At 31.2% G+C, this 25,505-nt stretch carries 20 protein-coding genes and 1 pseudogene; 3 read left to right on the plus strand and 18 right to left on the minus strand.

What is annotated here, in order from left to right; genetic code table 11:
* Entirely contained in the window at positions 1 to 939 is a 939-nt protein-coding gene (locus tag BS101_RS10265; RefSeq protein ID WP_073538739.1) for a DMT family transporter, read from the plus strand.
* A 925-nt stretch (positions 940 to 1,864) separates the two neighbouring features.
* A complete protein-coding gene (locus BS101_RS10275) occupies positions 1,865 to 2,512 on the plus strand; it encodes a transposase (RefSeq protein WP_347472934.1) in 648 nt (215 codons plus the stop codon).
* 222 nt (positions 2,513 to 2,734) lie between these two features.
* Here the strand turns inward: BS101_RS10275 and BS101_RS10280 are convergent, their stop codons facing one another.
* The 18 genes and pseudogenes from BS101_RS10280 to BS101_RS10360 all read right to left on the minus strand — a co-directional run bounded on the left by BS101_RS10280 (position 2,735) and on the right by BS101_RS10360 (position 24,806).
* A complete protein-coding gene (locus BS101_RS10280; RefSeq protein ID WP_073538741.1) occupies positions 2,735 to 3,481 on the minus strand; it encodes an MBL fold metallo-hydrolase in 747 nt (248 codons plus the stop codon).
* A 42-nt stretch (positions 3,482 to 3,523) separates the two neighbouring features.
* Entirely contained in the window at positions 3,524 to 4,129 is a 606-nt protein-coding gene (locus tag BS101_RS23785; RefSeq protein ID WP_347472935.1) for a hypothetical protein, read from the minus strand.
* A 57-nt stretch (positions 4,130 to 4,186) separates the two neighbouring features.
* Positions 4,187 to 4,549, minus strand: a pseudogene (locus BS101_RS23790) (hypothetical protein); the annotation flags it as partial.
* Positions 4,550 to 4,946: 397 nt separating this feature from the next.
* Entirely contained in the window at positions 4,947 to 6,200 is a 1,254-nt protein-coding gene (locus BS101_RS10290; protein ID WP_073537418.1) for an IS110 family transposase, read from the minus strand.
* A gap of 138 nt (positions 6,201 to 6,338) precedes the next feature.
* Positions 6,339 to 7,616 (minus strand): TRAFAC clade GTPase domain-containing protein, encoded by a 1,278-nt coding sequence (locus BS101_RS10295; RefSeq protein ID WP_073538742.1) that lies wholly within the window; start codon positions 7,614 to 7,616, stop codon positions 6,339 to 6,341.
* A gap of 50 nt (positions 7,617 to 7,666) precedes the next feature.
* On the minus strand, positions 7,667 to 8,314 hold the full coding sequence (locus tag BS101_RS10300; RefSeq protein ID WP_073538743.1) for a hypothetical protein: 648 nt from the start codon (positions 8,312 to 8,314) through the stop codon (positions 7,667 to 7,669).
* A 29-nt stretch (positions 8,315 to 8,343) separates the two neighbouring features.
* Positions 8,344 to 10,671 carry a hypothetical protein gene (locus BS101_RS10305; protein WP_073538744.1) on the minus strand — a complete coding sequence of 776 codons (2,328 nt, stop codon included), beginning with the start codon at positions 10,669 to 10,671 and terminating at the stop codon, positions 8,344 to 8,346.
* 51 nt (positions 10,672 to 10,722) lie between these two features.
* On the minus strand, positions 10,723 to 14,133 hold the full coding sequence (locus tag BS101_RS10310; protein ID WP_073538745.1) for a tubulin-like doman-containing protein: 3,411 nt from the start codon (positions 14,131 to 14,133) through the stop codon (positions 10,723 to 10,725).
* A gap of 36 nt (positions 14,134 to 14,169) precedes the next feature.
* Positions 14,170 to 15,912 (minus strand): vWA domain-containing protein, encoded by a 1,743-nt coding sequence (locus BS101_RS10315; RefSeq protein ID WP_073538746.1) that lies wholly within the window; start codon positions 15,910 to 15,912, stop codon positions 14,170 to 14,172.
* 2 nt (positions 15,913 to 15,914) lie between these two features.
* Positions 15,915 to 17,366, minus strand: coding sequence for a TRAFAC clade GTPase domain-containing protein (locus BS101_RS10320; protein ID WP_073538747.1), 1,452 nt, complete (start codon positions 17,364 to 17,366; stop codon positions 15,915 to 15,917).
* A 41-nt stretch (positions 17,367 to 17,407) separates the two neighbouring features.
* Positions 17,408 to 20,071, minus strand: a complete 2,664-nt coding sequence (locus tag BS101_RS10325) for a hypothetical protein (RefSeq protein WP_073538748.1) — start codon at positions 20,069 to 20,071, stop codon at positions 17,408 to 17,410.
* A gap of 9 nt (positions 20,072 to 20,080) precedes the next feature.
* A complete protein-coding gene (locus BS101_RS10330; RefSeq protein ID WP_073538749.1) occupies positions 20,081 to 21,259 on the minus strand; it encodes a hypothetical protein in 1,179 nt (392 codons plus the stop codon).
* A 36-nt stretch (positions 21,260 to 21,295) separates the two neighbouring features.
* On the minus strand, positions 21,296 to 22,300 hold the full coding sequence (locus BS101_RS10335; RefSeq protein WP_073538750.1) for a hypothetical protein: 1,005 nt from the start codon (positions 22,298 to 22,300) through the stop codon (positions 21,296 to 21,298).
* Between the two features lie 38 nt (positions 22,301 to 22,338).
* The gene (locus tag BS101_RS10340; protein ID WP_073538751.1) at positions 22,339 to 22,683 is read right to left on the minus strand and encodes a phenylpyruvate tautomerase MIF-related protein; all 345 of its coding nucleotides are present in this window, start codon (positions 22,681 to 22,683) and stop codon (positions 22,339 to 22,341) included.
* A 309-nt stretch (positions 22,684 to 22,992) separates the two neighbouring features.
* Complete coding sequence (locus BS101_RS10345) at positions 22,993 to 23,253, minus strand: spore coat protein (RefSeq protein ID WP_012102068.1); 261 nt, start codon at positions 23,251 to 23,253, stop codon at positions 22,993 to 22,995.
* Positions 23,254 to 23,273: 20 nt separating this feature from the next.
* Entirely contained in the window at positions 23,274 to 23,480 is a 207-nt protein-coding gene (locus tag BS101_RS10350) for a hypothetical protein (protein WP_073538752.1), read from the minus strand.
* 149 nt (positions 23,481 to 23,629) lie between these two features.
* The gene (locus BS101_RS10355) at positions 23,630 to 24,475 is read right to left on the minus strand and encodes a DUF1129 family protein (RefSeq protein ID WP_073538753.1); all 846 of its coding nucleotides are present in this window, start codon (positions 24,473 to 24,475) and stop codon (positions 23,630 to 23,632) included.
* On the minus strand, positions 24,468 to 24,806 hold the full coding sequence (locus BS101_RS10360) for a PadR family transcriptional regulator (RefSeq protein WP_073538754.1): 339 nt from the start codon (positions 24,804 to 24,806) through the stop codon (positions 24,468 to 24,470). Before BS101_RS10360 ends, BS101_RS10355 begins: the two co-directional genes overlap by 8 nt.
* A gap of 302 nt (positions 24,807 to 25,108) precedes the next feature.
* Here BS101_RS10360 and BS101_RS10365 point away from each other — a divergent pair, with 302 nt between their 5' ends.
* Positions 25,109 to 25,486, plus strand: a complete 378-nt coding sequence (locus BS101_RS10365; RefSeq protein WP_073538755.1) for a PH domain-containing protein — start codon at positions 25,109 to 25,111, stop codon at positions 25,484 to 25,486.
* The last annotated feature ends 19 nt before the right edge of the window (positions 25,487 to 25,505 follow it).

The raw sequence follows: 25,505 nt of genomic DNA on the forward strand, positions 1-25,505 counted from the left end.
TTGAGTAAAACAAAAATAATATATATTAAGTTATGTTTATCTGCATTTTTTTGGGGTGGTTCAGCTATTGCAGGAAAAATTTTATTAAAAGAGATGAGTCCTTTATCTGTGACATTCATGCGATTTTTTTGGGCTACAATTATTCTTTTTTTTGTTTGTAAATTTAATATGAAAACAATGAGAATTTCTTTAACTTTAAAAGAACACTTAGCATTATTTTTGATGGGGTTTGTAGGAATTTCTTTGTGTTATTGTTTTTATTTTCAAGGATTGAATATAAGTTCTGCATTTAATGCTTCTCTTATGGAAGCTACGATTCCATTATGTACTTTATTCATTTCTGTAGCTATAAAAAAAGAAACTTTTACAAAAAATACTTTATCAGGAGCTTTAATAGCATATTTAGGCGTTTTTATTATTATAACAAAATTAAACCTACACATTATATATACTTTAAATTTTAATATAGGTGATATTTTCTTACTTATAAGTACACTTTGTTTTGGAATATATAATGTATTGTACCGCAATATAGCACCAGATATTCCATCTATAGCTCAAACCTTCTATATTTTTTTATATGGCACAATAGGAATTATTCCTTGGATATTATATTATATGTATTCTGCTAATTATCGCATTAATACACACAATTTCTCTATTATAAGCGTATGCTGTGTAATTTTCTTATCTTTAGGCTCTTCAGTATTAGCTTATTTATTTTTTAACCAAGGGATACAAGTTTTAGGTGCATCAAAAGCTTCCATTTTTATAAACTATGTTCCTATTATTACAATTCTATTATCAATAATTATTTTAAGCTATATTCCAGCGATCACTCAAATTATTGGTTCAATTGTCGTTCTAACTGGAGTATATATATCTCAAAGAAATTCTATACATCAACAAGAGACCATAAGTGAATACTCACAGAAATAAAATTTTTGCTTGAAAGTATTACCTCTTATGTGGGTTGTAACAGCCCTATATAAGGTGGAAAGTATCTTAAATAAATTAGATAAATAAACGACAGTTTTATTTACTTTGTCCCCTAAATTTCTTTTTCTACAGTTTTTAAACCATCTAATTGAGAATATATGCTAGATATAGAAAATCGGTGATTTAAATATATCTCTTGAAAGGCAAATGCAAGATGAAGAATTTCCGTAAGACTGAAGCCTAGTAAATTTATATTAAAGCTAAAGAGCCCTTTATGAGTTTTTCATAAATGGCTCTTTTATAATTCGATTAGACAGTATACATCATCTATATTTACCAGTTTTCTTTTTTTTTAATGTAAACATGGATCTTAAATTGGTTTTCTTCAAAATCAAACACAACTTCCCAGGTTAATAAAAGTATATCTGATATTCTTAATGCTGAATTAAGTCTCAATACTATCAACGCATAATTTCTCATGTTTCCTGATCCAATTAAATACTTCTTTAAATCATTTATTTTTTTAACTGATCTTATAGGTCTACCCTTTCCATTTTTACCTCCAGTTTATTACATTTATTATCTATATATATTATATTATGTGTAACTAAAAATTTCAATTTTATATTTTAAAACATAAAAAGCAGGCATATAAATTTCAGTTCTAAAACTATTACCAAAATCAAAGTACCAAAACAATTCTAAAATAACCTTTATGGTACTTATATTTGGTTATCATTGTCTTAAAGTGGGTTTTTTCGAAATGTTGACGATACCCCATGGCTATCAAACTAAGGAAAAAATAGTACCCATTTATAAAAAATAGTACAATAAATAATAGAAATCTGTTTTTTATAGGGAGGGCTAAAAAATAGCAAAAGAAAAATTAATAACACAAAATGGAATCAAGGAATTATCAAACCATATACTAAAATACTTTTCAAAAGAAGAAGTTGAAAAGATAGCAAGAAAGGTTGGATTTGCACAAAGAGAAGGTAAATTAGCAGCATGGGAATTCCTTTATTTATGTGCATTTTCACAATTGGATGTATCAAAAGATACACTTGTAACAATGAGTGCTAATACAATTGATTTGATAGGAATAACAATATACATGACCAATATATCAAATGATATATTGATTACAAAACAAATACATGATATTTATTCATTAAGATGGCAGATTGAACTAATATTCAAGATATGGAAGTCAATATTTCACATATCTAGTGTAAAACCAGTAAAAATTGAACGTTTCAAATGCCAATTATATGGTAAACTTATTTTACTAGTTTTAAGCTCCATAGTGATGTTTAAAATGAGATCTGAACTCTTAAAAAAGAAGAAGTTTGAAACAAGTGAAATTAAAACAGCACAAATAGTGCATGAATATGTTCAAGAGCTGTATTTCAACTTTATGACACCTTCAAGTAATTTCAAAGTTTTAACAAGAATATATAACTGTATATGTAAAAATGGGCGGAAATCGCACCGTAAGGACAAAAAGACCTTCTTTGACATTCTTGGAGTATCCTACAACCATCGAGAAGGAAGGTGTGAAACCGCCGCATAAAACACTTTTATTATATTATAATTTAAAGTTCGTGTCTTCAAAAAATCATGAACACAGGAGCTTTTCTGATATGCAAAAAATCGTATTAAAATAGTATTTATTCCAAAATTTGTTTTGCCTTAATCCCTTACAGCAACTAATTTAATTCATTATTCTCGTGTCTTAGCTCGATGGTCATGTGGCACTACCCCAAATTAGGAGTGATACAAATTCAAAATAACATCACTTACTATAATTTTGAATTAATTTAAAAATAGTTTTATTTGCATTATCATTATATAATCCACTGTGATAACACACTATATTTTCTATATCATACTGAGTGAATTTCTGAAGTGATTTCACCGCTTCACCCATATCATAAGTATGCACCTGGTTAGGACCCATTAAATGCCCATCCTGAATATTCATCTCATCACCAGTTATAAGGGTTTTACTACATTCATGATAAAAAGCAATATGGCCCGGAGTATGTCCTGGGGTATAAATTACTTTTATTCCTCCACAATATGGAAGTATATCACCATCTGATACGACGTTATCAACATTAGTCTTGGAGTTAGCAAAGCCATTCTTCAGTATTTCATAGAAACTTTTCCTGTCATCAGGTGAAGTTTTTTTATTTTTCTCAATCTGTGCCAATTTTATTGGCATCTTCTCTCCTGTTATATATGGTTTTTCTATTTCATGTGCAATTACTTCAACTTTTCCGTGGAGCTCTTTTACAATACTTGCAAGAGAACCTACATGGTCTATGTCCTGATGGGTTAAAAGTATCTTGTTGATTTTTTCAAAAGTCAACCCAGCAGCTTTTACTGCTTCCCGAAACCTTTCCAATTGGCCAGGAAAGCCTGTATCTACAAGCACCATATCTTTATCATCCCACATTAATATAGGATAAATGTTGGTCATTCTGCCCATAATATTGCAAGATATTTCAATCATTTCAATACCTTCCGCTATTCTCAAATTACTACCTCCTCTCATTTACCCAAAATAACTTTTTAAATTCTACTTATTCTTTAAAAAAGCAAAAATTTTTTTTAAGATACCCTTAAAAGAAAAATTACTATTTTTATTTACTAAAGGCATTGTAGGATTTTCCAAAGATGCCTCTTTTTCCTCCTGAATGGGTTCTTTAAAAAATCCATCATATTCACATATATTTAATCTATCTTCTAAAAGAGCACCATCCACCATATAGAAAAATTTTTTTAATTTCTCTATATTTTCAATGTTATCCATAATAAACTCTATAAATTCATGCTTTTCATGGTCAATATCATCTAAATAAGAATCTTCCTTTGAAAGATCAAATACATAACCTGCCTTTATTTCTGTAGAAAGTCTCTTTATACTTCCCCTGGCCAAAAATATAATATTTATTGAGTCCTTTATCTTAGGTTCTTTCATATAGGTTATAAAGCCTAAATTTCTCCTTACTTCAAAGGGAAGTACCCTATATAGATATTTAAGTATTCCTTTTGAAGTAGAATTTATATGGCTGTAATCCACATCCAGTACAATATATATTTTTCTGCAGTATTTAACTGACTTAAAACAGGCTTTAATTAAATCCTCAAATACTTCCCTATTCATATTGGCTGCAGAAAACATGTCTTCTATAGGATTGAAGCAGTCATCCTGACTATTTAGTGGAATTTTACTTATCTGCTCCAGGGTGTTTCCTTCTTCTATATCATAATCCCTTATAAATCCTGAAGCATATATTATTTTTTCGGGGTTTTCTATATAATTTTCTCTTTCTTCTTCTGGAATTATATAACTATGGGTAAAATAACGATTTCTCTGCCCTGTATAGTCTTTTCCCACAAAAGCAGATTGGCCAATTATCATTTTGTTTCCCGTATTTGCACAAAACAGTGCCACAGGATATTTAAGTATGTCCTCTTCTCCTGCAAGCTGAGCAGGAGCTTCATAAAAACATAAATTCTGAAGAGTGTTTATTATAAATTCATTTTCAAGTCCAGAACTTTTAGCTACTGTATCATAGCCTGGGGTCTCACTGAATACTCCCTTTCTATCCCTACCTCAATAAATTTTAATTTATCTTTTATTTACTTCTATTTTCATAGAATTTCATTATTTATAAACAAGTGGTTAAATTTAAATATGTGAGTATATTGAATATATAGGTAATACTGGATGGAGAAGGTTGAACGTGTGCATAAGAGTGTAAGTGATATTCCAATATTTTGAAGGAAACACACCTATATAGCTCTAATGCTTACCCTACCATGTCTCACGGAGTACATATCTATGTCTCTACATTCCTTCGTTCTGCATTTTAGAGCAGGTGCTAGCATTAATCCTCGTATACTGGGTCAATTAAGCCCTTATGGGGGTTTGAACGCGCTTTACCTTACTCTTTTCAAAGAACTATAAATTTCAATATACCTATGCATATATTAAATTAAGCTGCTTGTTGATAACTTGTCAACCCATGAACTTTGTCATGTGTATATGTTGTTTTTTTCTTGCATAAAGTGTACATAACTTTTATAAGTCTTACACTTAGTGCAACTATTGCTTGTTTTCCGGTTAATTGATTTTCCTGTCTTTTCGTTAAATGGGTATATATTTCTTTAAATGCAGCATTCTTAGCTACCATAACAGTTGCTGCCTGATATAGAATATTTCTTAAATTTGAACGACCTCTTTTACTAATTTTAGTTTTACCTTTTTTCATGCCAGAGCTGGTTTCTTTCAAGTTAAGTCCTGCCACTTTCTGTATTTGCTTATAGCTGTCATATTTTGATATGTCTCCAATTTCAGCTAGAAAACCCGCAGCTGTTACTATGCCTACACCTTTTATGCTAAGTAAATATTCTGAATAACCTGTCTGCAAAAGATATTCTTCCATGAGCTTTTCCACATCATCTAGTTCCTTTTGTAAAGCTTCTAATTGCCTTAAAATAAGCCTTAATCTATATCTGGCCCCTTCAAGCCCTACAGGCACTCCTATTGAAGTTTTAGCTGCATTAAAAACCAGCTCTGCTTTCTTAAATCCAACACGATTATGTGTAGCATCTAGAAGCTTTTGAGTAAGCTCAGAAACTCCTATATTCACTATATCTTGTGGGAAAGGACATGTTTTCAGTATACATAAAGCGGACTTTCCTAAGATATCTGAAAACATCTTTTTAAATTCTGGAAAGTATTCATCTAATAGCGCTATTAGTCTTACTTTTTCTGAGATAAACTGTTTTTTTAGCTCTTGCCTATTGTTGCTGCATAATCGAAGATTTACGTAGAGTTCTTCCTCAAACATGCAGTTTAGGTATTGACCTTGATATATAAGTTTAGAAATAATCTTGGCATCTTTTTTGTCATTCTTAGTTGGACTATTATCTTCAAGCTCCTTAATTTTATTAACATGATATGGATTGACCAAGCATAGCTCTATCCCTTGACTTTTTAAGTAGTAAGCAAGATTCTTCCAATAGTGACCTGTTGGCTCCATTCCTACTAATACATAATCTAAGTTATATTTCGCCTTTAATTGTCTGATTGAATCTAATAGACATTCGAAAGATTCTCTGGTATTCTTTATAAGGAACGGCTTTTTTATATATTCACCATTTACTACAAATTGACCATAGTGATTTTCCTTTGCTATGTCTATCCCTAATATTAATGTGTTAGGAACTATAATTCGATTATTCATATTGTTTTCCTCCTGATATAGATTGTTGTTGTCTTCTTGCAAGTGACACAATATATTTATATCAGGTTTTTTTATTTCATTCAAAGTCTAAAACTCTTTATTACAGGAATACTTGTGTAATAATGTTGTTCAATCATTTTATTCCCTTCCCCCATCTAAATAATTCATGCAGTAAAGCAGCCACAAAAAAGGTTCATCCACTCTCACAGGATTTATACTTGTGCTGCTGTCTATTTGAAGGTTATGAGGATTACACCCCAAAGATGACACTGCAAAATATCCTGTAGTTTTAAAATATGTATCCATGGCTCCTTTGAAAGCACTGTCTACCCTGGCTAAAAATTTTCTCACTTCACCGTCAATATTTTCAAATTCATTTAAATTAAAAAACTTTCTGTGGTTGTAATTTTTAAATATATTACTGTTTTTACTTATGTATTCTTCATCATTTAAATTTTTCAGCATATCACTTTTAGTTATCACTACCGCCGTAGGTATAGGGGTTCTCTCCCTTGACTGCTTAGATATAAAATTTTCAAATAAATATACAAGTATATCTTTTGATTCTTGATATTTTTCTGTAAAGTCTCCCTTAAATTCCCTGTTCGCAATATTTATCTTTTTTCTTAGAGCCCTCATCTGCAGGGGATCTACAAGAAATATTATACCATCGGAATTCTTTATATGTTCTCCGTGTTTTTCTATATACCCCTTGTCCGTCATACCCTCTCCAGGTACGTCATAAAAAATAAGGGTAATTGGTGGTATTTTATCGTCTTTAAATTTAAAATTTTCTATAAGTGGTTCCATATGCTGTTTTGGGGTAGGGTCCGGCATTATATTCTTTTCAAAAATTCTTTCCTGGTTTTCTCTTATATCATCGTTATATGTGGAACTTCCTGCAATCATGGAAGCATCTATTCTCTCGCTAGTATATCTTTCAAGAACATATAAAAGAGTGGTCATATACACAGACTTTCCTGCCTGAGAAGCCCCTACAACGGAAATAATTTTAGAAGGTCCTCTTCCCGAGGTTATGGGAAGTTCATTATGACAATGAGGACACAGCCTTTCATTAGTACTTATATCGTACTTATCCTTAATTTCTATAAGCACTTTATCCACCCTTGTTTTACTGCTCTCTGGAAGACTTTCTGCCCTGACTACAGGGTTTATTTCTCCAAGCAGCCCTTTTCCTATCTTTTTATTGTATTCATTAAGCACTTCATCTACTGTTTTTTCATATTCAGGGTCCCCTTTTTCAGAATGAGAGGCCCTAAAAACTACCTGATCGGTTTTGAATTTTTTAAAACAAAAAGGACATTTTATCATAAAAGGCCCCTTTTCATAAGTTGCCTTTATATAATCCTTATTTTGTTTTTTTCTGTTCCCGGAAAAAATTTTCATAAAACCCATAGATTCCACTCCTTTCCTGCAAAGAGGATTCAACTTGAAAGGTATTTCTCTTACCTTCCTTTTAAAGTATAGGCACTACCATATTTATTTACATCCTTTATAAAAACTTTTACATATTCATTTTTATTTACTTTTATCTCCGGCATAATATTTTTCCCTGCAGAAATATTATCAATAAAATCAAAGGCTATACCATCTTCTCTATTAATGGGATAAGAATTTGACTTTTTCACATAGCATAATACGTCCTTATTTAAAGCTGTCTCTGAATCTATAATAATTTGCAGAACTTTTTCTTTAGAGAAAAAGTTTCTTAAAGGCTGCAGCTGTCTTATTTCATAATAGATTTCAGGCTTTCCTGTGTTTATGAGCACTTTGTTTTTCCCATTTTGCTGCTTTAAAAGTAAAATTTCATCTTCTTTTAGGGCTGCAGGAAAAATATAATATGTGTATTGACTTATTTCCTTCACAAATTCCCAGTATCCGTTAAATTCTCTGTATTCTTCTCTAGTATATAGTTTAACATTACTCTTATCTATGTCATCTAGTGAAAAATTATCCAAGGTGTTTGTTTTTACTATATACACTATATCAATATTTCCGGGCCATCTCCATCTTATAGTAAATTTATCCTTATCTAATTCCCAATGTACGTTGTATATTTCATCTTTATTGTCTAAAAGTTCAACTATTTTCATAACATTACCTTCCTTTAGATGATGAAAATCTAAACTATATGGGGCAATAGACCTGCATCAATACCGTGAAGCAGGTATTCATTTTCCAGACAATAGTTATAAAATTCAATAGAAGATTTTACATATATAATGTCTTTTGCCCCAAATCCTCCCATTAGATTCAATTTCTCAATACCGCTGCTTTTTATTTCATGTATATATCCTATTTTATAGTTTCTTGTTTTTCTGTCAAAATCAAAAGCATATTTTATAAAATCACTGCTGTAATCTCCAAAAAAATATTTTTCCTGGTACCCCTTTACATCATAATTCATAATGTGACTTTTAAGTGCAGAATTGTCCTCAAGTATATTGTATAGTTTACGATAAAGTTCTTCCCTTGAAAGTACCTTTAAATTATAGTCAGAAAGATTGACATTTGCTCTTTTATTAAACTCTTCCTCAAAAGACAGTTTAAATTCATCTTCCGTGAAAATATATTTATTGCAAAATAGTATCATTTTTTTAAGTACTTTTTCCTTTCCTTCCCTCAATAACACTGAAAGATTTCCCATATAATTATCTTCTAAGTAAAAGGCTTCACCATGATCTTTCTCAAGATTATCCAAAATATTCTTTACCACATTTTTATAATAAACTTTTACATTTTGTGATGCATAGTCATCTTCATTCTTTATTATACTGTCTTCATAGCTTTTAATCGTCTCTCCTATGCACATAAGGTTTTTTGCTTCTTCTGAAACCTCACCATGGATTTTTAACAAAATGTTCTCATACTGTTTAATTATATTTTTTGAAATATTTAATCTTAAAATTTCAAGCTTTCTTTCGTATATATCTTTAAATATTTTTGTCTTAGCTTCCTTTATCCCTTTACTTTTAACAAAAAAATTTTCAAGGCTGAACCCCTCTATAAATCTTGATTCATATAAACTGTTGATTTCATTTTTTATGTTATCTATAATTCTGTCTATAAATTTTATTTTATCTCTCAGATATTTTATTGTGGGGCCTTCTTCTCCCATCCAATTTAAAGCACAGTATAACCCAAGCTTAGTATTGTCTGTTATATTTTCCTTTACCAGAGCTTTAATTTGTGCTTCAATATTTATGGCCTCCAAATTATTTTTAGAAGGTATTATAAAATTTTCCCGAAAAAAATTTTCACATCTGTCTCCATACAATTTTTCTTCAATTTGTTTTAAAGTAAATCCTTCTACTTTTGAAACAGGTGACATCATAATGCCCTTCATATCCATTATGGATATGTGCTTTGGTAAAATATCATCAACTTTTGAATTTAAACCTAACTCATCTATCTTTAGGATTTCAGTTATAAATTCCACTTTTTTCATGGATAATTCATTTAATTTTCCTACAATTCTTTCATAGAAATCCTTAAGTACTGTTATACAAATGGCACCTCCTGGTCTCCTCACTTTAGAGAGTCCTGCTGTAACATATCTGTTTAAGGAATCTTCCCTTAGTATATTTGCCTTAAATCTTGCATTATCGTAATGCTGATTTTCCGTATTTGCGAAGTTGTCAATACTTACACTTCTATTTTTTATAAGATTTAAGTAGGCTATTATTTCATAATTATTCACCATGGAATTCTCTGGTATTATACCCTTTTCATTTTTTTCTTCCAAAACATATGTCATATAAAATACAGCTCCACTAAAACTTACGGAAAGCTCTCTATCCTCTCCATACACATCTGTTTTTTCATCAAACCTAAAACCTTCACTTTGCATATATTCTATTTCCCTGAAAAAACTTACTGAAAGGGCTCTTGAAAAAAACTCATCTTCCATATTCTTTTCCTTTACGAGAACATAAAGATCCAAAGTGCCCGTCTTAAATACTTCCAGCATTTTTTTTCTTATTAGCAGAGTTACTTCAGGAACTAATATATTCAAAGGATCATCTGAGGCAGTAACTACAGAAATGCTTATATTTTCAAAAGAATTAAACAAACTTCCACTAGATAATATTTTATCTCTTAGTATTTTTATCTTTTTATTTAAATTTTCTAATTCTTTCCTGTCACTATAAAATTTTTCCCTTATATTTTTTCTCAAAGATTTTTTATCTTTAAAATCAAACTGAAAATTAAAAGAGTCGTCTTTGTGTTCCACATTATCTGCAGTAATATTTATAAAAGCTATACCTTCTCCATTATCCCACTTATGCCTTATACTGCTTTCTATATACTTATATGCTTCTTTAACACCATCTCCTAAAAATACAAAAAGTATAGGGTTATTTGCACTCCTGACTACCTTATTATGATAAATTCTTCTTTGAATTATTGAATCATATTCCTCCTTGAAATTCTCCAATATATATTCCATAAAAATTCCTCCTGGGGAGATAGAAGGCAAGGACTCACCTTACCTTCAAAACTATTGTTCCAATTGTTTTCTTACTTCCTGCAGTCTTGAAAGCATTTCATTGTAAAAAGCAAAAAGTTCATCTCCATTTACCAATTGATACTTTCTTATATCCAATTCCCGAATACATTCTTTAAAAGTTTCAAGTAGAGTATCTATATTTAAAATAAGAGTTTTTGTATCCTCTTCCATTGAAAGATTTTCAAGTCTTCTGTCAGAGGTTACATCTATAATTACCTTATCTCTTTCATCCAGTGAAGCATATTTTTTAAATACGGCTTCATGGTGATATTCTTTTTCTTTTAAAGTATTTATAAAAGGTTCTATACTTACTTTACTGTCATCTCTACCATTGTAAATATAAAATACTCCCTTTTTCACTATGGTATCTGTATACAATGCCCTTAAAAAATTGTCCATGTCTGCCTGAGCCTTACTTAAGCCTTCTATAGTACTCTCAAGCTCTTCTTTTTTAGCCATAATTGCTTCATATTTTTCTACTTCTTGTAATAAAAGTCTGGTAAGTTCAGGAGTTCTTATAAGATTGTTTTGTGCCCTTTCCTCATCACTGCTTTCAAATATATAATATTTTTGCATATCATGGTTTTCCACAGGGGTAATTCCCTCTTTTAAAAGTTTTTCAATATCTGTTATAGCCCTTTTTATTTCCCCTATATTAGGTGTATCTTCCTGCATATCAATGCTGTACTGCTCCATAAATTCATCTATATCGAAATCCTCTGTAATAATACATTTATATCTTTCATTGCTTCCTTTTTCCGTATCTATTACACACCCAAGTTCTACTCCTCTTTTAAAAAGTTCCCTTACCTCATCATTATAGTTCTTTACCCTTTCATTTACATAAGTTGTACCCCAGGACTGCTCTGGAATAGGTGAAGGGAGATATATCCAGTTTCTATTTTCACTTTGATATAGGTGTCTTCCTATTCCATCCCTTTCAAACAGTGTTTTTTCATAAATTTCTTCATAATGCTTTATAGGAGCATAGGAATAAAGAGGTACTCCATTTTTGGTGTTGAGCCAAAATATCCTATTAGTCACTGTACTTTCCTTAATATTAATGGAATCACCCCTGTGGGAATTTCTCTTATACTCTTTAATTCCCTCAAGAATCTTTTTGGCATTTGTAGGTACTGAAACCATACTCCATGTAGGAAAATTCACAGCCTCCATGTTGTTTATATGGAAAATAGGAACTGCATCCTTGTCAAGCTTTGGTGCTATGTTATCCTTTATTATGCTGATAATGGATTTATCTTCTCCATATTGAAGACCTAAAAATTCTTCCATGGACTGGGTTATTACATTTCCATATTCTTCAGATACAAAATTTGAAATTGATCCCACCACATCTATATGAACCTCATCCAGCCATTTTTGGGATTCCTCCAAAAGTCTATAGGAAAATTTCCTCACAAGTTCATCTGCAGTCTCCTTATTTACGACCCTCTCTATATAATCTGTTAAATCCGGTACCCTAACTACCGTCCAGGAATAAGTTCTTCCAAGGGCTCCTTCTATTTCTTCACCTTTTGCCAGTATATCCCCATCTTCTTTGAATATTTTATTTAATTCATTTAATATGTCTGTATATACCTTATAGATTTTATGGTTTAGTTGACTTAAATTTTCAATTACTTTTTCATAGAACTCTATCATCCTTACAATTCTTTCTTCTTCTGCTTTTAATATATACTCCTCACTTTTTGCTTCTATGAAATCATTTTTTCTACCTTCTTTAGTGAATAAAATTGCCTTCTTAGCCTGTATGAATCTGTCCTCGGCCAGTTCATTCTTTAATTTTATTTCTCTGGATATATTAGACAGTCTTTCCTTAAGGGATGTGATTTCCACCTCCAATGTCTTTATGACACAAAAGCCCTTTGAAAATAAAATTCTAGAGGCATAAAAAGGCCCTCTTTTTGGATCCTTAAAAATCCCATCCATCAATTCCCGTGCTTCTTTTTCGATCTGACCCGGATATTGAGTTTTCACCTTATTATATTCATTTATGCAGTCTCTCAAATATTCTTTCATTTCCTCATCAATATTAACTGACTGCTTTTTTATTACATTGCTGTAGTTGTATTTTTCTCTATCTTTGTACCCTGTTATTGGCTTTCTGTTTTGAACATGCTCTTCAAATCTTTCAATTACCCCATCTTCATCCAGTTTAAGCCTTCTTATAAACTTATCCACTTCATTTTCCTCTGGAATATTATGAAACATATACTGCATTTTCTCAAAAAGTTTATAGGCAAGATATGTAGTTATTTCCTCAAGAGGCAGTACTGCAGAAGATGCTCCTATAATTACATACTTGTAGTTTGACATATAGGGTTTTGCCATATTATCAGTATTTTGTTTTAAATTACTTATATAGTCCTGTATTGCAAATACTCCACCGGATTCCCTTACTTCACTGGACATGAAGTTAACGATATTCTCCGCTGTAACATTCATGCAGTAATCATAGGCATTACTCATAGGTCTTCCATCTATATTGGTGGCAGAAATCAAGTGACACAGATTAAAAGGGGGCATTGGTGAATCCACAGTAAGTCTGTTTCTATATTTTTGTGTGAATCTCTCGTGTCTGTCTCCTATACCCATAAGATAATCCAATTCTTTAAGTGCTGCAAAACCATTTTTTATAATATAGGATTGTGCTGACTGATTATCTGCAGACCTTGACAAATTCACATCCGGTGTAAACAAATACCCCATTATATTAACCTTGTCATCACCTTTTGAACCATATATATTATTCATTATTCCCCTTACTATATAAGCTATATCTATAAAGGTACCACTGCCCGTTCCCCCTGAAAGCCCGGAAAGTATAAATACATGAAGAGTTTCTTCTTTGTCTTCCTGCAGTAATCTTATCTTCTTTTCAATACAGTCAACAATTTCATTGATTTTTGTAAACAGCAAAAGCCTCCCTACCTGTCTTACTCCCCCAGCACCATCGGTACCGCTTTCAGAAGACAGCTCCGGTGACAGCCACTCCTTTATACAATCATCCAATATTTTACGATCTTTTAAAATAGATCTTATCTCTGCATTTGACAGCATGACCAATTCACTTTGAGGGTCAAGTCCTACTCCTCCATTTCCAGGATATCTTTTATTCTTTTCTCCCTGGTTGGTTTCAAATCCTAAAAATTCTACCTTTTTAGGCTTATCTTTTCTTGTATTTGAAATAATATCCTCCTCCAGGATAAATCTCTTGTTGATTTGATATTTCAGTCTAAGCATTGCATCTATGCCGGTCCCACCAAGTCCTATTATAAGCATAGGGTTTGGTATGGTTTCTATACGTATCTTATCGCTTATAATTCCTCCACCCCTGCTCACTTCAAGATCTTGAAGATGTTCTCTAATTCTACTGTTCATAATTTATCTTCCCTTCATATAAGTTTACCTTTTAACCTATTTAGCATGAAATTCCACCAGTATGCTTTTTGGAACTTTATTTAAAAGAACTTTTATTTTATTTCCATTATAGAGCGTCACTCTTGAACTATTCTCCAGTATTTTTCCTGACTTTTGAAGAGTACAGTTTGACTTATTAACTATCTCTAAACCATCGTCATTTTTGAATACAAATTTTATGGGTTCAGTTTCTGAATATTCTTCTTTAAGCTCCAATACATCAAATAGAGTAAAACTTCCTGTGTAGCTGTCTAAATTTCTGAATTGTGGAGACAAAGCCTCACCGGTATTCTCATCTCTTATGTTTAGCTCTATACGGCCAAAGCCCCTGATACGTTTTTTCTTTATTACCATAATAATTATATAAATACAAATAGCTGCCAGTATAATTCCAATTACAGTTAAAGTTATTGGATTTTTAATAAAGGGTTTTGACTGAGTCTCAGACACAGCCCCACTGGTATTATCTCCTATAACCAGGGTATTGCTTTCCCTGTAAAAGCTGTCTCCATCTACCCTTACTTTAAGCTCATATTTTCCCTCTTCTAAATAGGAATACTCACCTTTAAATAAATTGTCTCCTGAAGTTAAAGGTATTTCCTTAGTGGAGTTGTCTTTTAGATTTTTAACAATAAGTTTTGCCCCTACATTTTTATAAAGTTCCTCATCTGTAACCTTATCTCCATTACTGGTAAAATAGGCTTGAATTTTCACCTTGTCTCCCTTACCTGGATTTTCAGGAGTAAAAGCTGCCTTCAGCTGAATATCGTAGTTAAATATATAACTTACTTTTATATCATTTCCACTTACTCCTTTAACCTTAACTGTCCACTCTCCCTTTACCGGGTTGATAAGTTTAAGCATTGAATATTTATTAGATGAGGTGAACAGGGTATTTTCAGAGGGTATTAAAACCTCCTTGCCTGAAGGATTTAAAAGTTTTACTTCTACAGGAGTACTTGAAAGCATTGATATATTGGCCTCAAGTACATTTGAATTTGGGATATTCACCTTCAATTCCTGAAAATCTCCATTAGCTTTAATAGTTCCTCCATCTTGAACCTTAAGCTTTGAATTATCTGCATATATATCCGTTAGGATGGCAGGCAGATCCGAGGCTGTATTTGTTATGTAGTTTTTACCTCCAGTAGAACTGGATATGTCACCAAGCTGGGTTTTATCTACAGTTCCATTATAATTAAGTCCTATGGTATATACAGGATAACCTTTACTTTTGCAGATTTGAAGGGCATTTTTCAAATCATTTAAAGACTCATCCTGACTCCTCTCAGGATCATTTTTCCCATCGGATAATAAAATTATAACGGGATTATTTCCACTTTTATGGCCGCTTTCCATTAATTTTACTGCTTCTAAAAGTCCCCTTCCTGTATCTGTTTTCTGACCAAGAGAAATATCCGAGGCCATACTCTTTATTCTGTCTTTGTCTTCCGATGAATTTATGCTATCTAAATTATGTTCTCTCACTATGCTGTCTGAATAGGCTACAAGACCTGCCTTGTTACCTTGAATCTGACCCATATCAAGAAACATTTTTATGGCTTCCTCCCGTATTTTTTCAGGGTCACTTTCTGCCATGGAACCACTGGAATCAAGTACAAAAATCACATCCATGCCGGTTCCAGATTGTGCTGCCAAAGCACCTGAAAAAGGAATAAAAGCCACCTGAAGTACATATATTAAGATTACAACTAAAACCCATTTAGCTTTATTTTTCACATTTATACACTCCTCACACTTTCATGTTTCCCCTTTTCTAAAAATTCAAACTTACTATTTGTCTCACCTAAAATCCACTTTACAACCTCTGCTGCAGCAGTTTCTTCATATGGGAACAAACTGCAGGAAAAGAATTTATAACTTGCAAAGTTATATTCAAATTTTTTTATTATGGCATCTTCTCCCATCTCTCGAAGAAAATCTTCTATAGGTCCATTATACCCAAACAAGTCCATTTTATTTATTACAATTGCAGAAGGTATTGCAATAAGCTTCTTAGGGTCGATTTGATTAATTTCCCTTAATGCCAGTATAAAACGATCTATAAAATCATGTATATTTATATCCATGAACCCACTTTTTACAGATTCATTTTTCTTAATATACTTTTCTCCCTGGGCCATGCACAAGGGATCTATGACAAAAATCAAACCTTCTATATACTTATAGTGCTTTTGTGTTCTTATGTTAGCTCTTGAATTAAAATATTCCCCTCCAATATCATAAAAATACAAAAGTTTTTCATTGAAAAACCTAGATGAATTTATAAAAATATTATATACTTCTGTGTGACTGTTATCAGTCTTTTCAGGTGGAATACCTTTTTTAAAGGATTCCAAACATCTTCTAATCTTATCCCCACAATTTTCATTTAGAAATTCTATATTCCATTTTCTCTCTCGTGAAATATGATCCTTTAAGGTATTTATAGCAGAATATATAAAGGAAGTTTTCCCGGAAGATTCAGGACCTACAACAGGTATACACAGGGGAGAGGATTCTCTGCTTTCAATATCTCCTCCACATACAGGACATATGGCCTTAAGTTTGAATCTTCCTCCTAAATTAGTACAGGGAATTACTTCTTTGCACTTGCACCTTCTTTTAATTATACCATAGGGTCCCGGAGTTAACATTTTATGAACCCTTCCACAGTTTGGACATATATAATAAGGTATATTAAATCTGGTTAGACACCTTGGACACACTCCTCCTATTTTCCCTCTTTTGAATTTAAACTTTTCACCACATAACACTATAAAATAAAACAGGTAAATGGGCATACTTATAATGGTTACTATTAAAAAATGTATTGAGACACAGATTACATTTATTAAATTACCCAATATATATATTACTTTTTGAGCAGTCTTTACCCTGTAATATGTAAAATATGATTTTGTATTGAGTTCATTCTTTAACATTAAAATATTACCACTGTTAATGGATTTTGCACTTTCATAAGTATTTGACAAATCCTCATACTGTTTATTAAAAAAATATTTTTCCGCTGCAGGTTCTCCCAATTTTGCCTTGGTTTTCAGTGAATATTTTCTATTAAAACTATAATTGAAGGCTTTAAAATAGCTTAATGCACACTTAAAAAATCCATAGATTATTCCTGCAATTATGCCTGCTGTACCTAAAAACACCAATGAAATAAAATTAAGCATATCTTCTAAAAATCACCTCCTGACAGTTCAATTATGGGTTTTTACTGCTTCTTAAAAAATTTAAACCGGCTTTTATTCTTATTTTTTTCATGTACTTTGGTCATAATATACTGCCATTTTGTGATGATTTGCTCCACCTGCACAAGCCTTTTAATCTTTTCTGTAAAGTAACTATTATGCTCTTTTAATTTTCTTTCAGAAATCCTTGTAAGTATATCTACAATTCTATTATCTAAAATTTCCTCTGTCTCTTCCTCCATACTTTCCATATTCTTAAATACAGCTATGATAAAATCCAAAAATATGGTATATCCCTCTATGCCATAGGCTCTTAATACATCTCTGTACTTTTTGGTGAATACAATATCTTCCAGAGTATCCATATATACATTATAAAAAATATCTGAATACACTTCACACCATAAAATCTTCTTAACTTTAAAATGTTCTCCTGCATTTTTAAGGTATACACATATACTGGATAAAAACCACCTTAAATATCCTTCATATTTATATTCATCCATATTAGAAAAATCAATTTTAATCTTTTTAAGCAGTGTAACTTTATTGTCCTCTTTGGAATTTTGAATTTTATTTCCTATATATAACAATTCTACTGTGCTCAAAGGAGTTTTTATTTTAAACCGATTTTTTATGTCTACAGACTTTTCTATAATATAATTTTCCTTTTCTGCATCTTCTATACCGATCTTTTCTTCAAAATCTGTAAAAAGTTTTTCAAGTACATTTTTACAGATTAAGTTTATTATAGAACCCTTATCTATGTAATCTATTATATTCTTATATTCTTCCAGTGGAATATCCTTATTATATAGGTATAACTCAAGAGATTCGGAAAATTTTTTATCTCTGTAATCTTGAAAAAAATAAAACACTTCCTCACAATAATTCACAAAAAAATTCTCTTTATCACCATTTTCTATTAGTTCAAAACTATATATAGAAAACAAAAAGTTCTCTGCACCATCTAATCTGTTTATTTGAGAATATATTTTTCTCTTCCACTGGCTGTCTTTATTTCCTTCATCTATAATAAAACCTGCCAGAATTTTTTCAACTTCATTACGTCTTTTAGAATAATTATTAATATAATAGGCTCTTAAAATTATCTTTGCAAAGTATTCATAATCTTTTTTAAAAAAACTTAGTATGTCTAAAATATCTTCTGGAGATTTTATTAGCATTTCCAGACACTTATTAAATAAAATAGTTATATTCTTACTTTCTCCATCCATACTAAATAGAACTTTTCTGCTTTTAGTATCACATTTATTATTAAAAATAATTATATCCCGTGCCAGGGTATTAAAATAGAACTTTGCATGTCTTACTTTTCCTCCCCTGACGTAGATTTCAATATTTTTTATTCTATCTATATTAAGTGAAGCTCGAGTAAACTGCTCTATAGACACTTGCTCTAAATTTCTTATTCTATGGTATAGATCTATTATATCCTGCAGGGGAATCTCTTCAACATCTACCAGAAGATAATGAATAGAATTAAAAAAGAATTCATAAGTTTTTGTTGTATATTTCCTGTTTTCTATTTCCAGTCCAGCTTTAAACAAAAATTTTGTTATTATCTCCAAAAGTTCCAAGTCCACCTGGGTACTTATTTTATCAAGATTCGGGTCAAGCAAATTAAAAAGCTCATAATAAGCTCTTATAGATTTATAGCTAATTGCAAAACTCAATGCTTTTTTAATGTTTTCAATGTTGGATTTTTCTATTCCTCTTTTTACTATGTTATATAGATTTACACAGTTATCTATATCTCTATCCAAGAAATTATATTCAAACTGACCTATAAAATCTATAAAAGGCATGAATATTTCCTTAGAGACTGTATAACCTACTTCAGCCAATTTTATAAAACTGCTGCTGCACCTAACTTCATAATTAGATTCCTTGGAAAAATTGTGGATATGATACCTATATGATTTCTGACTCTCTTTAAAATTAAATTTACTTCCTTTCTTATCTACACCACAAATTATATAGTTTAAATCCTCAGGATTATAACAATAGGTAGTAAAGCTAAATTGCCTGGCCAATTTTTTAGGAATACACATTAAAACTGCTCCAATCCAAAAAGGTATGTTATTTTTATCATCACAATATATTATCCTTTTTTTGCTTTCACTGTAATCCAGAACTGACTCCATAAGCTGTATAAACCCTTTTCTTTTTTTATTCACCGCATCTTTTTTAATAAATTGGCTTATGGTATCAAAATTAATTATATTACCTGGTGGTATTTCTTCCAGCTCCGGCAGATAAAGAATTTCTTCTCTATTTTGTTCTTCGTCCGTTAGAAATTCCCTAAAAACAGGAGAGCCATAAATTTCTATGGGATAAAAATCCCAGGGCTTTTGAGATATAAGCACATGACAAAAATAATTTCCATATCTTCCCGAATAATCTCTGCCTATATATTTACTGCTGCATATGCAGTATTTATTATTTTTGAGTTTAAAGGAGGAAAAGGACAGTGGAAACAATTCATCTATTTCTTCACGAGAAGGCAGTGTAGGTAGGTTGTCTGGAGGTACATATACACAATAACTTTCAATCTCTTTTCGTTCTTCATCTGTAATACCCTCTGACATAGAATACGTCTGGAATCCCATACCGGAAGATAAGCCCTTTTTACATGAAGTATAAAAAAGCTGTTTAATTGCCATAACTCACAATCACTTCCTTTTTTCTCCCTTTATCAGTTTATGTTTGTATAAAAGCCACAAAAAGGGATCTTCTACCCTATGAGGTCTTAATTTTGTAATTTTCCCATCTACAGAGTTACATCCCAGAGCAGTTAACCCAAAATATCCATATTCTTTAAAATTTAGGCTGAGCTGCTCTGCAAAATTTTCTCCTCCCCAGCTTCTGACTAAAGATTCCATAGTTCCATTCATATCCTCAAAATCTGATAAGTCAAAGCAGGCCCTGCTTATATGTTTGCTGGGATAATTTATACAGCTTGAAGGGTCTACCAGAGATTCCACTGCATCCACTTTTGAAAAAGCCACAGCCACAGGTATGTCTATAAGCTTATTCATTTTTATACCATTTGCTTTTCTGATTAGATTTGCAGTCCTTGAGAGCAAATCCTCTATTTTTGTATTTTCCTCTGGAAGCGCTGTTCCCTCTGGCAGTCTCTCTCTTACATTTTCCAGCTGCAGTGGGTCAAGAAGAAATATTATACCGGAAGAATTATATATATATCTATTTTCAGTTTTCATGGTATCTTCAGAATCCAGGTCTTCACCTGCAGTATCAAAAAAAGCAATGGTAACTACATTACTTATTCTCCTGCTTTTGAAAAATTTCCCCATAATCCCCTGTTCTTTAAATGTAAGGTTATAGATAAGAGGCTGTTTTACAGAGGAATCTGTTTTAGCAGAACGAGTTACTCTTATAAGCTCATTTCTTTTAAAAACCGGATTATAAAAATCATTTCTATATCTGTTTATGGTAGCATCATTTACTGCAGAAAGGCTGCAACTAAAGGCAGAGCCTATTTCATTCATTATTTTATTTATTAAAACTGCAATGTAATGACTTTTCCCTGCCTCTTTTGCCCCAATTACTGCAAATACCAAATCATCATATTGTCCTATGGCAAAGGGCAATTCCGCCTGACAGGTTGGACATATCTTTATATGAGTTCTCTCTCCGCATTCTCCGCAGCATATGGAATCCAGTATTTCATTTTTATTTTCCTCTCTGACTGGTTTCAGTACGATACCTTCTTTAGCATTTTTACATACGTCAGGATCATTTTTACACATAAAGTTCACATCATTTAAACTATGTTTTGAAAAACAATAGGGACATATATAATAATCTTTCTTTTTTAAGTTAAACTTCATCTGAAATCCTCCTTGGTATGTGCCTTATATTTAAAGTCACTTAAAATACAGTTTATCCTTTGCAGGGGATATTATTCTATACATTTTACTATTCACATCTTCTATAAAAAATAATTTTACATACATATTTCTTCCTATACTATCAATAGGTATAGTAAAAGACAGGCTCTCATCCCTTGTAAGCGTTTCATAATCGGTAGTAACAAGATTTTCTCCCTGGGATTTTTGAAGAGGCATATTCCCTGCTCTGCCTATTAAAACAAGTGGTGGAACATTTATTTCTTTCTTATCTGTGGATAAAACTAACTCCGCAGTTTTCAATTTTCCTAAAATATTTCTTTTTATTTTTATTTCATAGAATATTTCCTCTGGTATTTTATTTACTACAAGCCTTCTTTGTCCCTGAGAAAATATCATCTTTTTACCATATTCCACTAGGGTATAAATAGAAAAGTAGTAATTGCCCTCCACTACTCTGTCCATTGTATAGTCTCCTTCAGAGGAACCAGCCTTTCTTTCTATCAAAATGTGATGGGCAGAGGAATCTTTAGAACTTAAGGAAAATTTATCCATTCTGTAGCACAACATAACTTTATTTATACCCCGGGGCCATCCCCACTCTAAAGAAAGCTGGCCATATTTCACTTCAGCCCTTACAAAAGAAACTTCCGGAATATTATTTATATCAAATACTTCCTCTGGTGTATTGTAGAAAGGTTCATTTTCTGACATACTTTTAGTCTCAGAGTCCTGAGATATATTATTATGAGGTTTTAAATCCTCTTCTGTACTTTCCATGACCTCTATTTTTTTTATATCTTCATATTGCTTTTCTTCTATAGCTTTGCCATCAGATTCCTGTATATATACACTGTCTCCAGTTAACTCTTTTATTTTTTCTCTTATCTCATATTCAGATAATAAGGAGAATTTATTTACAAAATTATTTATTTCCTCTGTGGATATAGTATCTTTATATGAAAGTATTATATCCACTTCATCACTTAATTCCTCAAGTTCACGTTGTTTTTTCTCCTCCATAAATAATCCCCCTCAGCCTAGTACTGTATTCTAAATGCTTAGAATAATTTACCATTAAACCCCCAGTCACTTACCTCACTAAAAGTTATATATATGCTGTCTCCTGGTATATCAAGCTCTTTTTCATAAAGAGAACATATTAAATGGGTAACCTTATCTTTATATTCTCTTTCAGTAGTTCCAAATATCTTTACCTCCACAAAAGCTGCTTTATCCATTTCTTTTCCTCTAAAATAAACAGTTTTATTATCATCAAAACTTACCATGAGCCATTCTTCAGATTTTCCTGGAATTTCTGCAATAATTTCTCCCATTTTTCTCTTTAAATCTTCCTTTTGCTTTTTTGAAAGTTCCATTGTCAGTCTTGAACCTATATAAGGCATAAGCACTCTTCCTTTCTTTTACGTATTATATAATTTTGATTAAAATCCATTTTTATCATAATATGTAGTTATCTTATTAACATTATACGATAAATCCAGAAATTTTGGAGTAGTTTCTACAATATTTATTATGTTTATCAAGTGATTTTTAAATTCAGTTAGATTTTTCCCATAATATTATTATATCTAATTTTTTAAAATAGTTATGGAGCAATATAAATGACGTGCACCTTAAAAAATACACACATTGCACATTTATACTGCTCCATTTTATCCTCAGTAAATTATCCTAAATACTTCATATTTCAACTATTTCAATGAGCTCATCATCTGATTAGATTGATCTTTTAATTGTTGCACCTCTGTTGCCTGAGCATCCTTTGTAGGATACCAGCCTTTCTGTCTCATAGTATCAAAAATTTTGTATTGAACATCCTGAGCATTCTTGAAATTATTTACCAAAGTATTTCTTAAATTGACACAAGAAGTTTCTGTTATCCCTGTACTATACGCTGAAATAACCTGTTTTTCACTAGTTAAAAGGTCCTGCATAAGTTCCTTTTCATCCATAATTCTAATTCTCCTCTCTTTTATTGATGTGAATCCAAGTATGTTTTTAAAGAAACAAAATTTTGTTTGTGAACTTGAGCAGCTTCACTGCACAAATTCTTTATTTGAATATCACCGCACTTTCCTGAACAATCATTAAATTTCTTATTCATCAGTGCTTCATATCCGATTTGATCCTTTAATACCTTTAAATTGCCAGAATCTAATTGTTTTTCACCAGTTACCATAAATTTTCCCTCCTTAAACTTTTTTACAAATATATTGTTCCCTTATAAATTAAAATTATATATAAATTGAGTATATTTATTATTGGACTCGCCTTCAAACAATATCAGGTTCAATTTTTCTATTTCATATTTAATTAAACGGGAAAAATCTATTTTTCCTTTCTCAAGTTTAAATAGGTCAATCCATAAAAAAGGATTAGTCCAAAAACAGTCAATAATATTATCATGATTTTACCATTATTACTTGATATATAATTTTCCATTAAAGGTAATCTTGAGACAATCCCGATAACCCCTAAAATCCATACAAAAGGTAAAAAGGACCACCAAATCTGTCTAACTTGATTATTACGAGTAAATACGAATGCAGTAACACCAATAAGCAATATGGATATTATACAAATTCCTGATAAGTTCGATAAGTATACCGTTAAAATGGAAGGAGTAAATAATTGAATTAATACAAATAATCCTATAATTAAAATAAAAAACAGCCATATAAACAGAAAATCAGTAAATTTTTTTGTAATGATTTTTTTATAAATGCCCTTGTGTAGTATGAAAAATACGATTCCCACAACTAGAAAACTCAATATTCCATTTAAAATTAATACAAGTATATTTATCCCTTTATCCCCAGTGGTTAATGCACTCAGTAGAGAAAAGAATGAACTAATAATAAAAACCAAACCTACTAGTTTAAGAATTTCTTTCTTGCTGGCTTTTCCAAGATTGTGAATTAACTCATCTGCTGCCGCCTGCGGATTTTTTCCAAAGAATTCTTCTGCAGATTGTCCATGGTTTTGAGCAGATATTATATCCTGTAAAATTTGTAGTAATAAACTTTCTACTTCATAATCATCGTAAAATAAACCAGCGCTGCGAATATACAACAACAGCTTTTCATAATATTCTTTGTTATTATCTGTTAGTTTTTCTCGTAATTGATTATTCTCTTCAATCATTTTTTCTACAGAATTGCCTTGTTTACTCATATAGCTTTTCTCCTTTCAAACATATCAGATTGTCAACAGTAGATGCCAAGTCTTCCCACTGTTCAATAAATCCTTGGCAATGAATCTTTCCTTCTGGAGTTATATGATAGTACTTTCTATCTGGACCCTCTGGTGAAGGTTTTATTGTACTTGAAAGATAACCTTGCTTTTCTAATTTTTGTAATAATGGATACACAGTACCTGCAACTATTTTCTTAAACCCATATTCTTTTAACAACTGTACCATTTCATATCCGTATACTTCATTTCCCAAAACAACAAGAAGAACACATCCTTCAAGTACACCTTTCAAAAGCTGAGTTTGCTTCAAAGTATCCCTCCTAACCTCATCTATTATGCATTACATATTAGTTAATATTATTATAAATGAATTCAACTATTATGTAAAGCATAATAGTTGAAAATATTATCTACGCAAATACCCCGGATAACTTAGGACTTCAATTTGTTCAGTAATCTCATCCAGTAGATGTTTGGCACTATGCAATCTGTATGCCAAAATATCATGTTCTCCTAAAATATAAGCTTCAAAGTATATATTTTGACGTCTAATTCTATATCCTATATAATTAACTTTAATCACAATATTATAATTAATTGGAGGAAAATTAAATGGGATTATTTGACGGTATAATGGGAAATGCCTCTGAAGTAAATACAGATCAGGTACAAAAAGATTTTGCTAATATATTGACCTCTTCAGAAAATGTTGAAAAAGCATATAAATTAATTCGTGACATGTTCATTTTTACAGATAAAAGACTTATATTAGTGGATAAACAAGGAGTTACCGGTAAGAAAACAGAATACCACTCAATTCCATATAAAAACATTACTCACTTCAGCATAGAAACCTCAGGAAATTTTGATTTAGATGCAGAATTAAAAATTTGGATATCAGGAACTCAACTGCCTATAGAAAAACAATTTAATAAAAGTCTAAATATATATGAGCTTCAAAGTGTACTAGCCCATTATGTATTGAAATAGATTTTGTGAAAGGGTATTT

The sequence above is a fragment of the Clostridium kluyveri genome (assembly GCF_001902295.1).
GTDB classification, from domain to species: Bacteria; Bacillota; Clostridia; order Clostridiales; family Clostridiaceae; genus Clostridium_B; species Clostridium_B kluyveri_B.

What these genes read in the sequence shown, in the direction of transcription:
- BS101_RS23785 (WP_347472935.1), bottom strand. Translation starts at nt 4,129, where the DNA reads ATGTTTTCTGCAGCCAATATGAATAGGGAAGTATTTGAGGATTTAATT.
- BS101_RS10290 (WP_073537418.1), bottom strand. Translation starts at nt 6,200, where the DNA reads ATGAATAATCGAATTATAGTTCCTAACACATTAATATTAGGGATAGAC.
- BS101_RS10295 (WP_073538742.1), bottom strand. Translation starts at nt 7,616, where the DNA reads ATGGGTTTTATGAAAATTTTTTCCGGGAACAGAAAAAAACAAAATAAG.
- BS101_RS10300 (WP_073538743.1), bottom strand. Translation starts at nt 8,314, where the DNA reads ATGAAAATAGTTGAACTTTTAGACAATAAAGATGAAATATACAACGTA.
- BS101_RS10305 (WP_073538744.1), bottom strand. Translation starts at nt 10,671, where the DNA reads ATGGAATATATATTGGAGAATTTCAAGGAGGAATATGATTCAATAATT.
- BS101_RS10310 (WP_073538745.1), bottom strand. Translation starts at nt 14,133, where the DNA reads ATGAACAGTAGAATTAGAGAACATCTTCAAGATCTTGAAGTGAGCAGG.
- BS101_RS10320 (WP_073538747.1), bottom strand. Translation starts at nt 17,366, where the DNA reads ATGCTTAATTTTATTTCATTGGTGTTTTTAGGTACAGCAGGCATAATT.
- BS101_RS10325 (WP_073538748.1), bottom strand. Translation starts at nt 20,071, where the DNA reads ATGGCAATTAAACAGCTTTTTTATACTTCATGTAAAAAGGGCTTATCT.
- BS101_RS10330 (WP_073538749.1), bottom strand. Translation starts at nt 21,259, where the DNA reads ATGAAGTTTAACTTAAAAAAGAAAGATTATTATATATGTCCCTATTGT.
- BS101_RS10335 (WP_073538750.1), bottom strand. Translation starts at nt 22,300, where the DNA reads ATGGAGGAGAAAAAACAACGTGAACTTGAGGAATTAAGTGATGAAGTG.
- BS101_RS10340 (WP_073538751.1), bottom strand. Translation starts at nt 22,683, where the DNA reads ATGCCTTATATAGGTTCAAGACTGACAATGGAACTTTCAAAAAAGCAA.
- BS101_RS10345 (WP_012102068.1), bottom strand. Translation starts at nt 23,253, where the DNA reads ATGGATGAAAAGGAACTTATGCAGGACCTTTTAACTAGTGAAAAACAG.
- BS101_RS10350 (WP_073538752.1), bottom strand. Translation starts at nt 23,480, where the DNA reads ATGGTAACTGGTGAAAAACAATTAGATTCTGGCAATTTAAAGGTATTA.
- BS101_RS10355 (WP_073538753.1), bottom strand. Translation starts at nt 24,475, where the DNA reads ATGAGTAAACAAGGCAATTCTGTAGAAAAAATGATTGAAGAGAATAAT.
- BS101_RS10365 (WP_073538755.1), top strand. Translation starts at nt 25,109, where the DNA reads ATGGGATTATTTGACGGTATAATGGGAAATGCCTCTGAAGTAAATACA.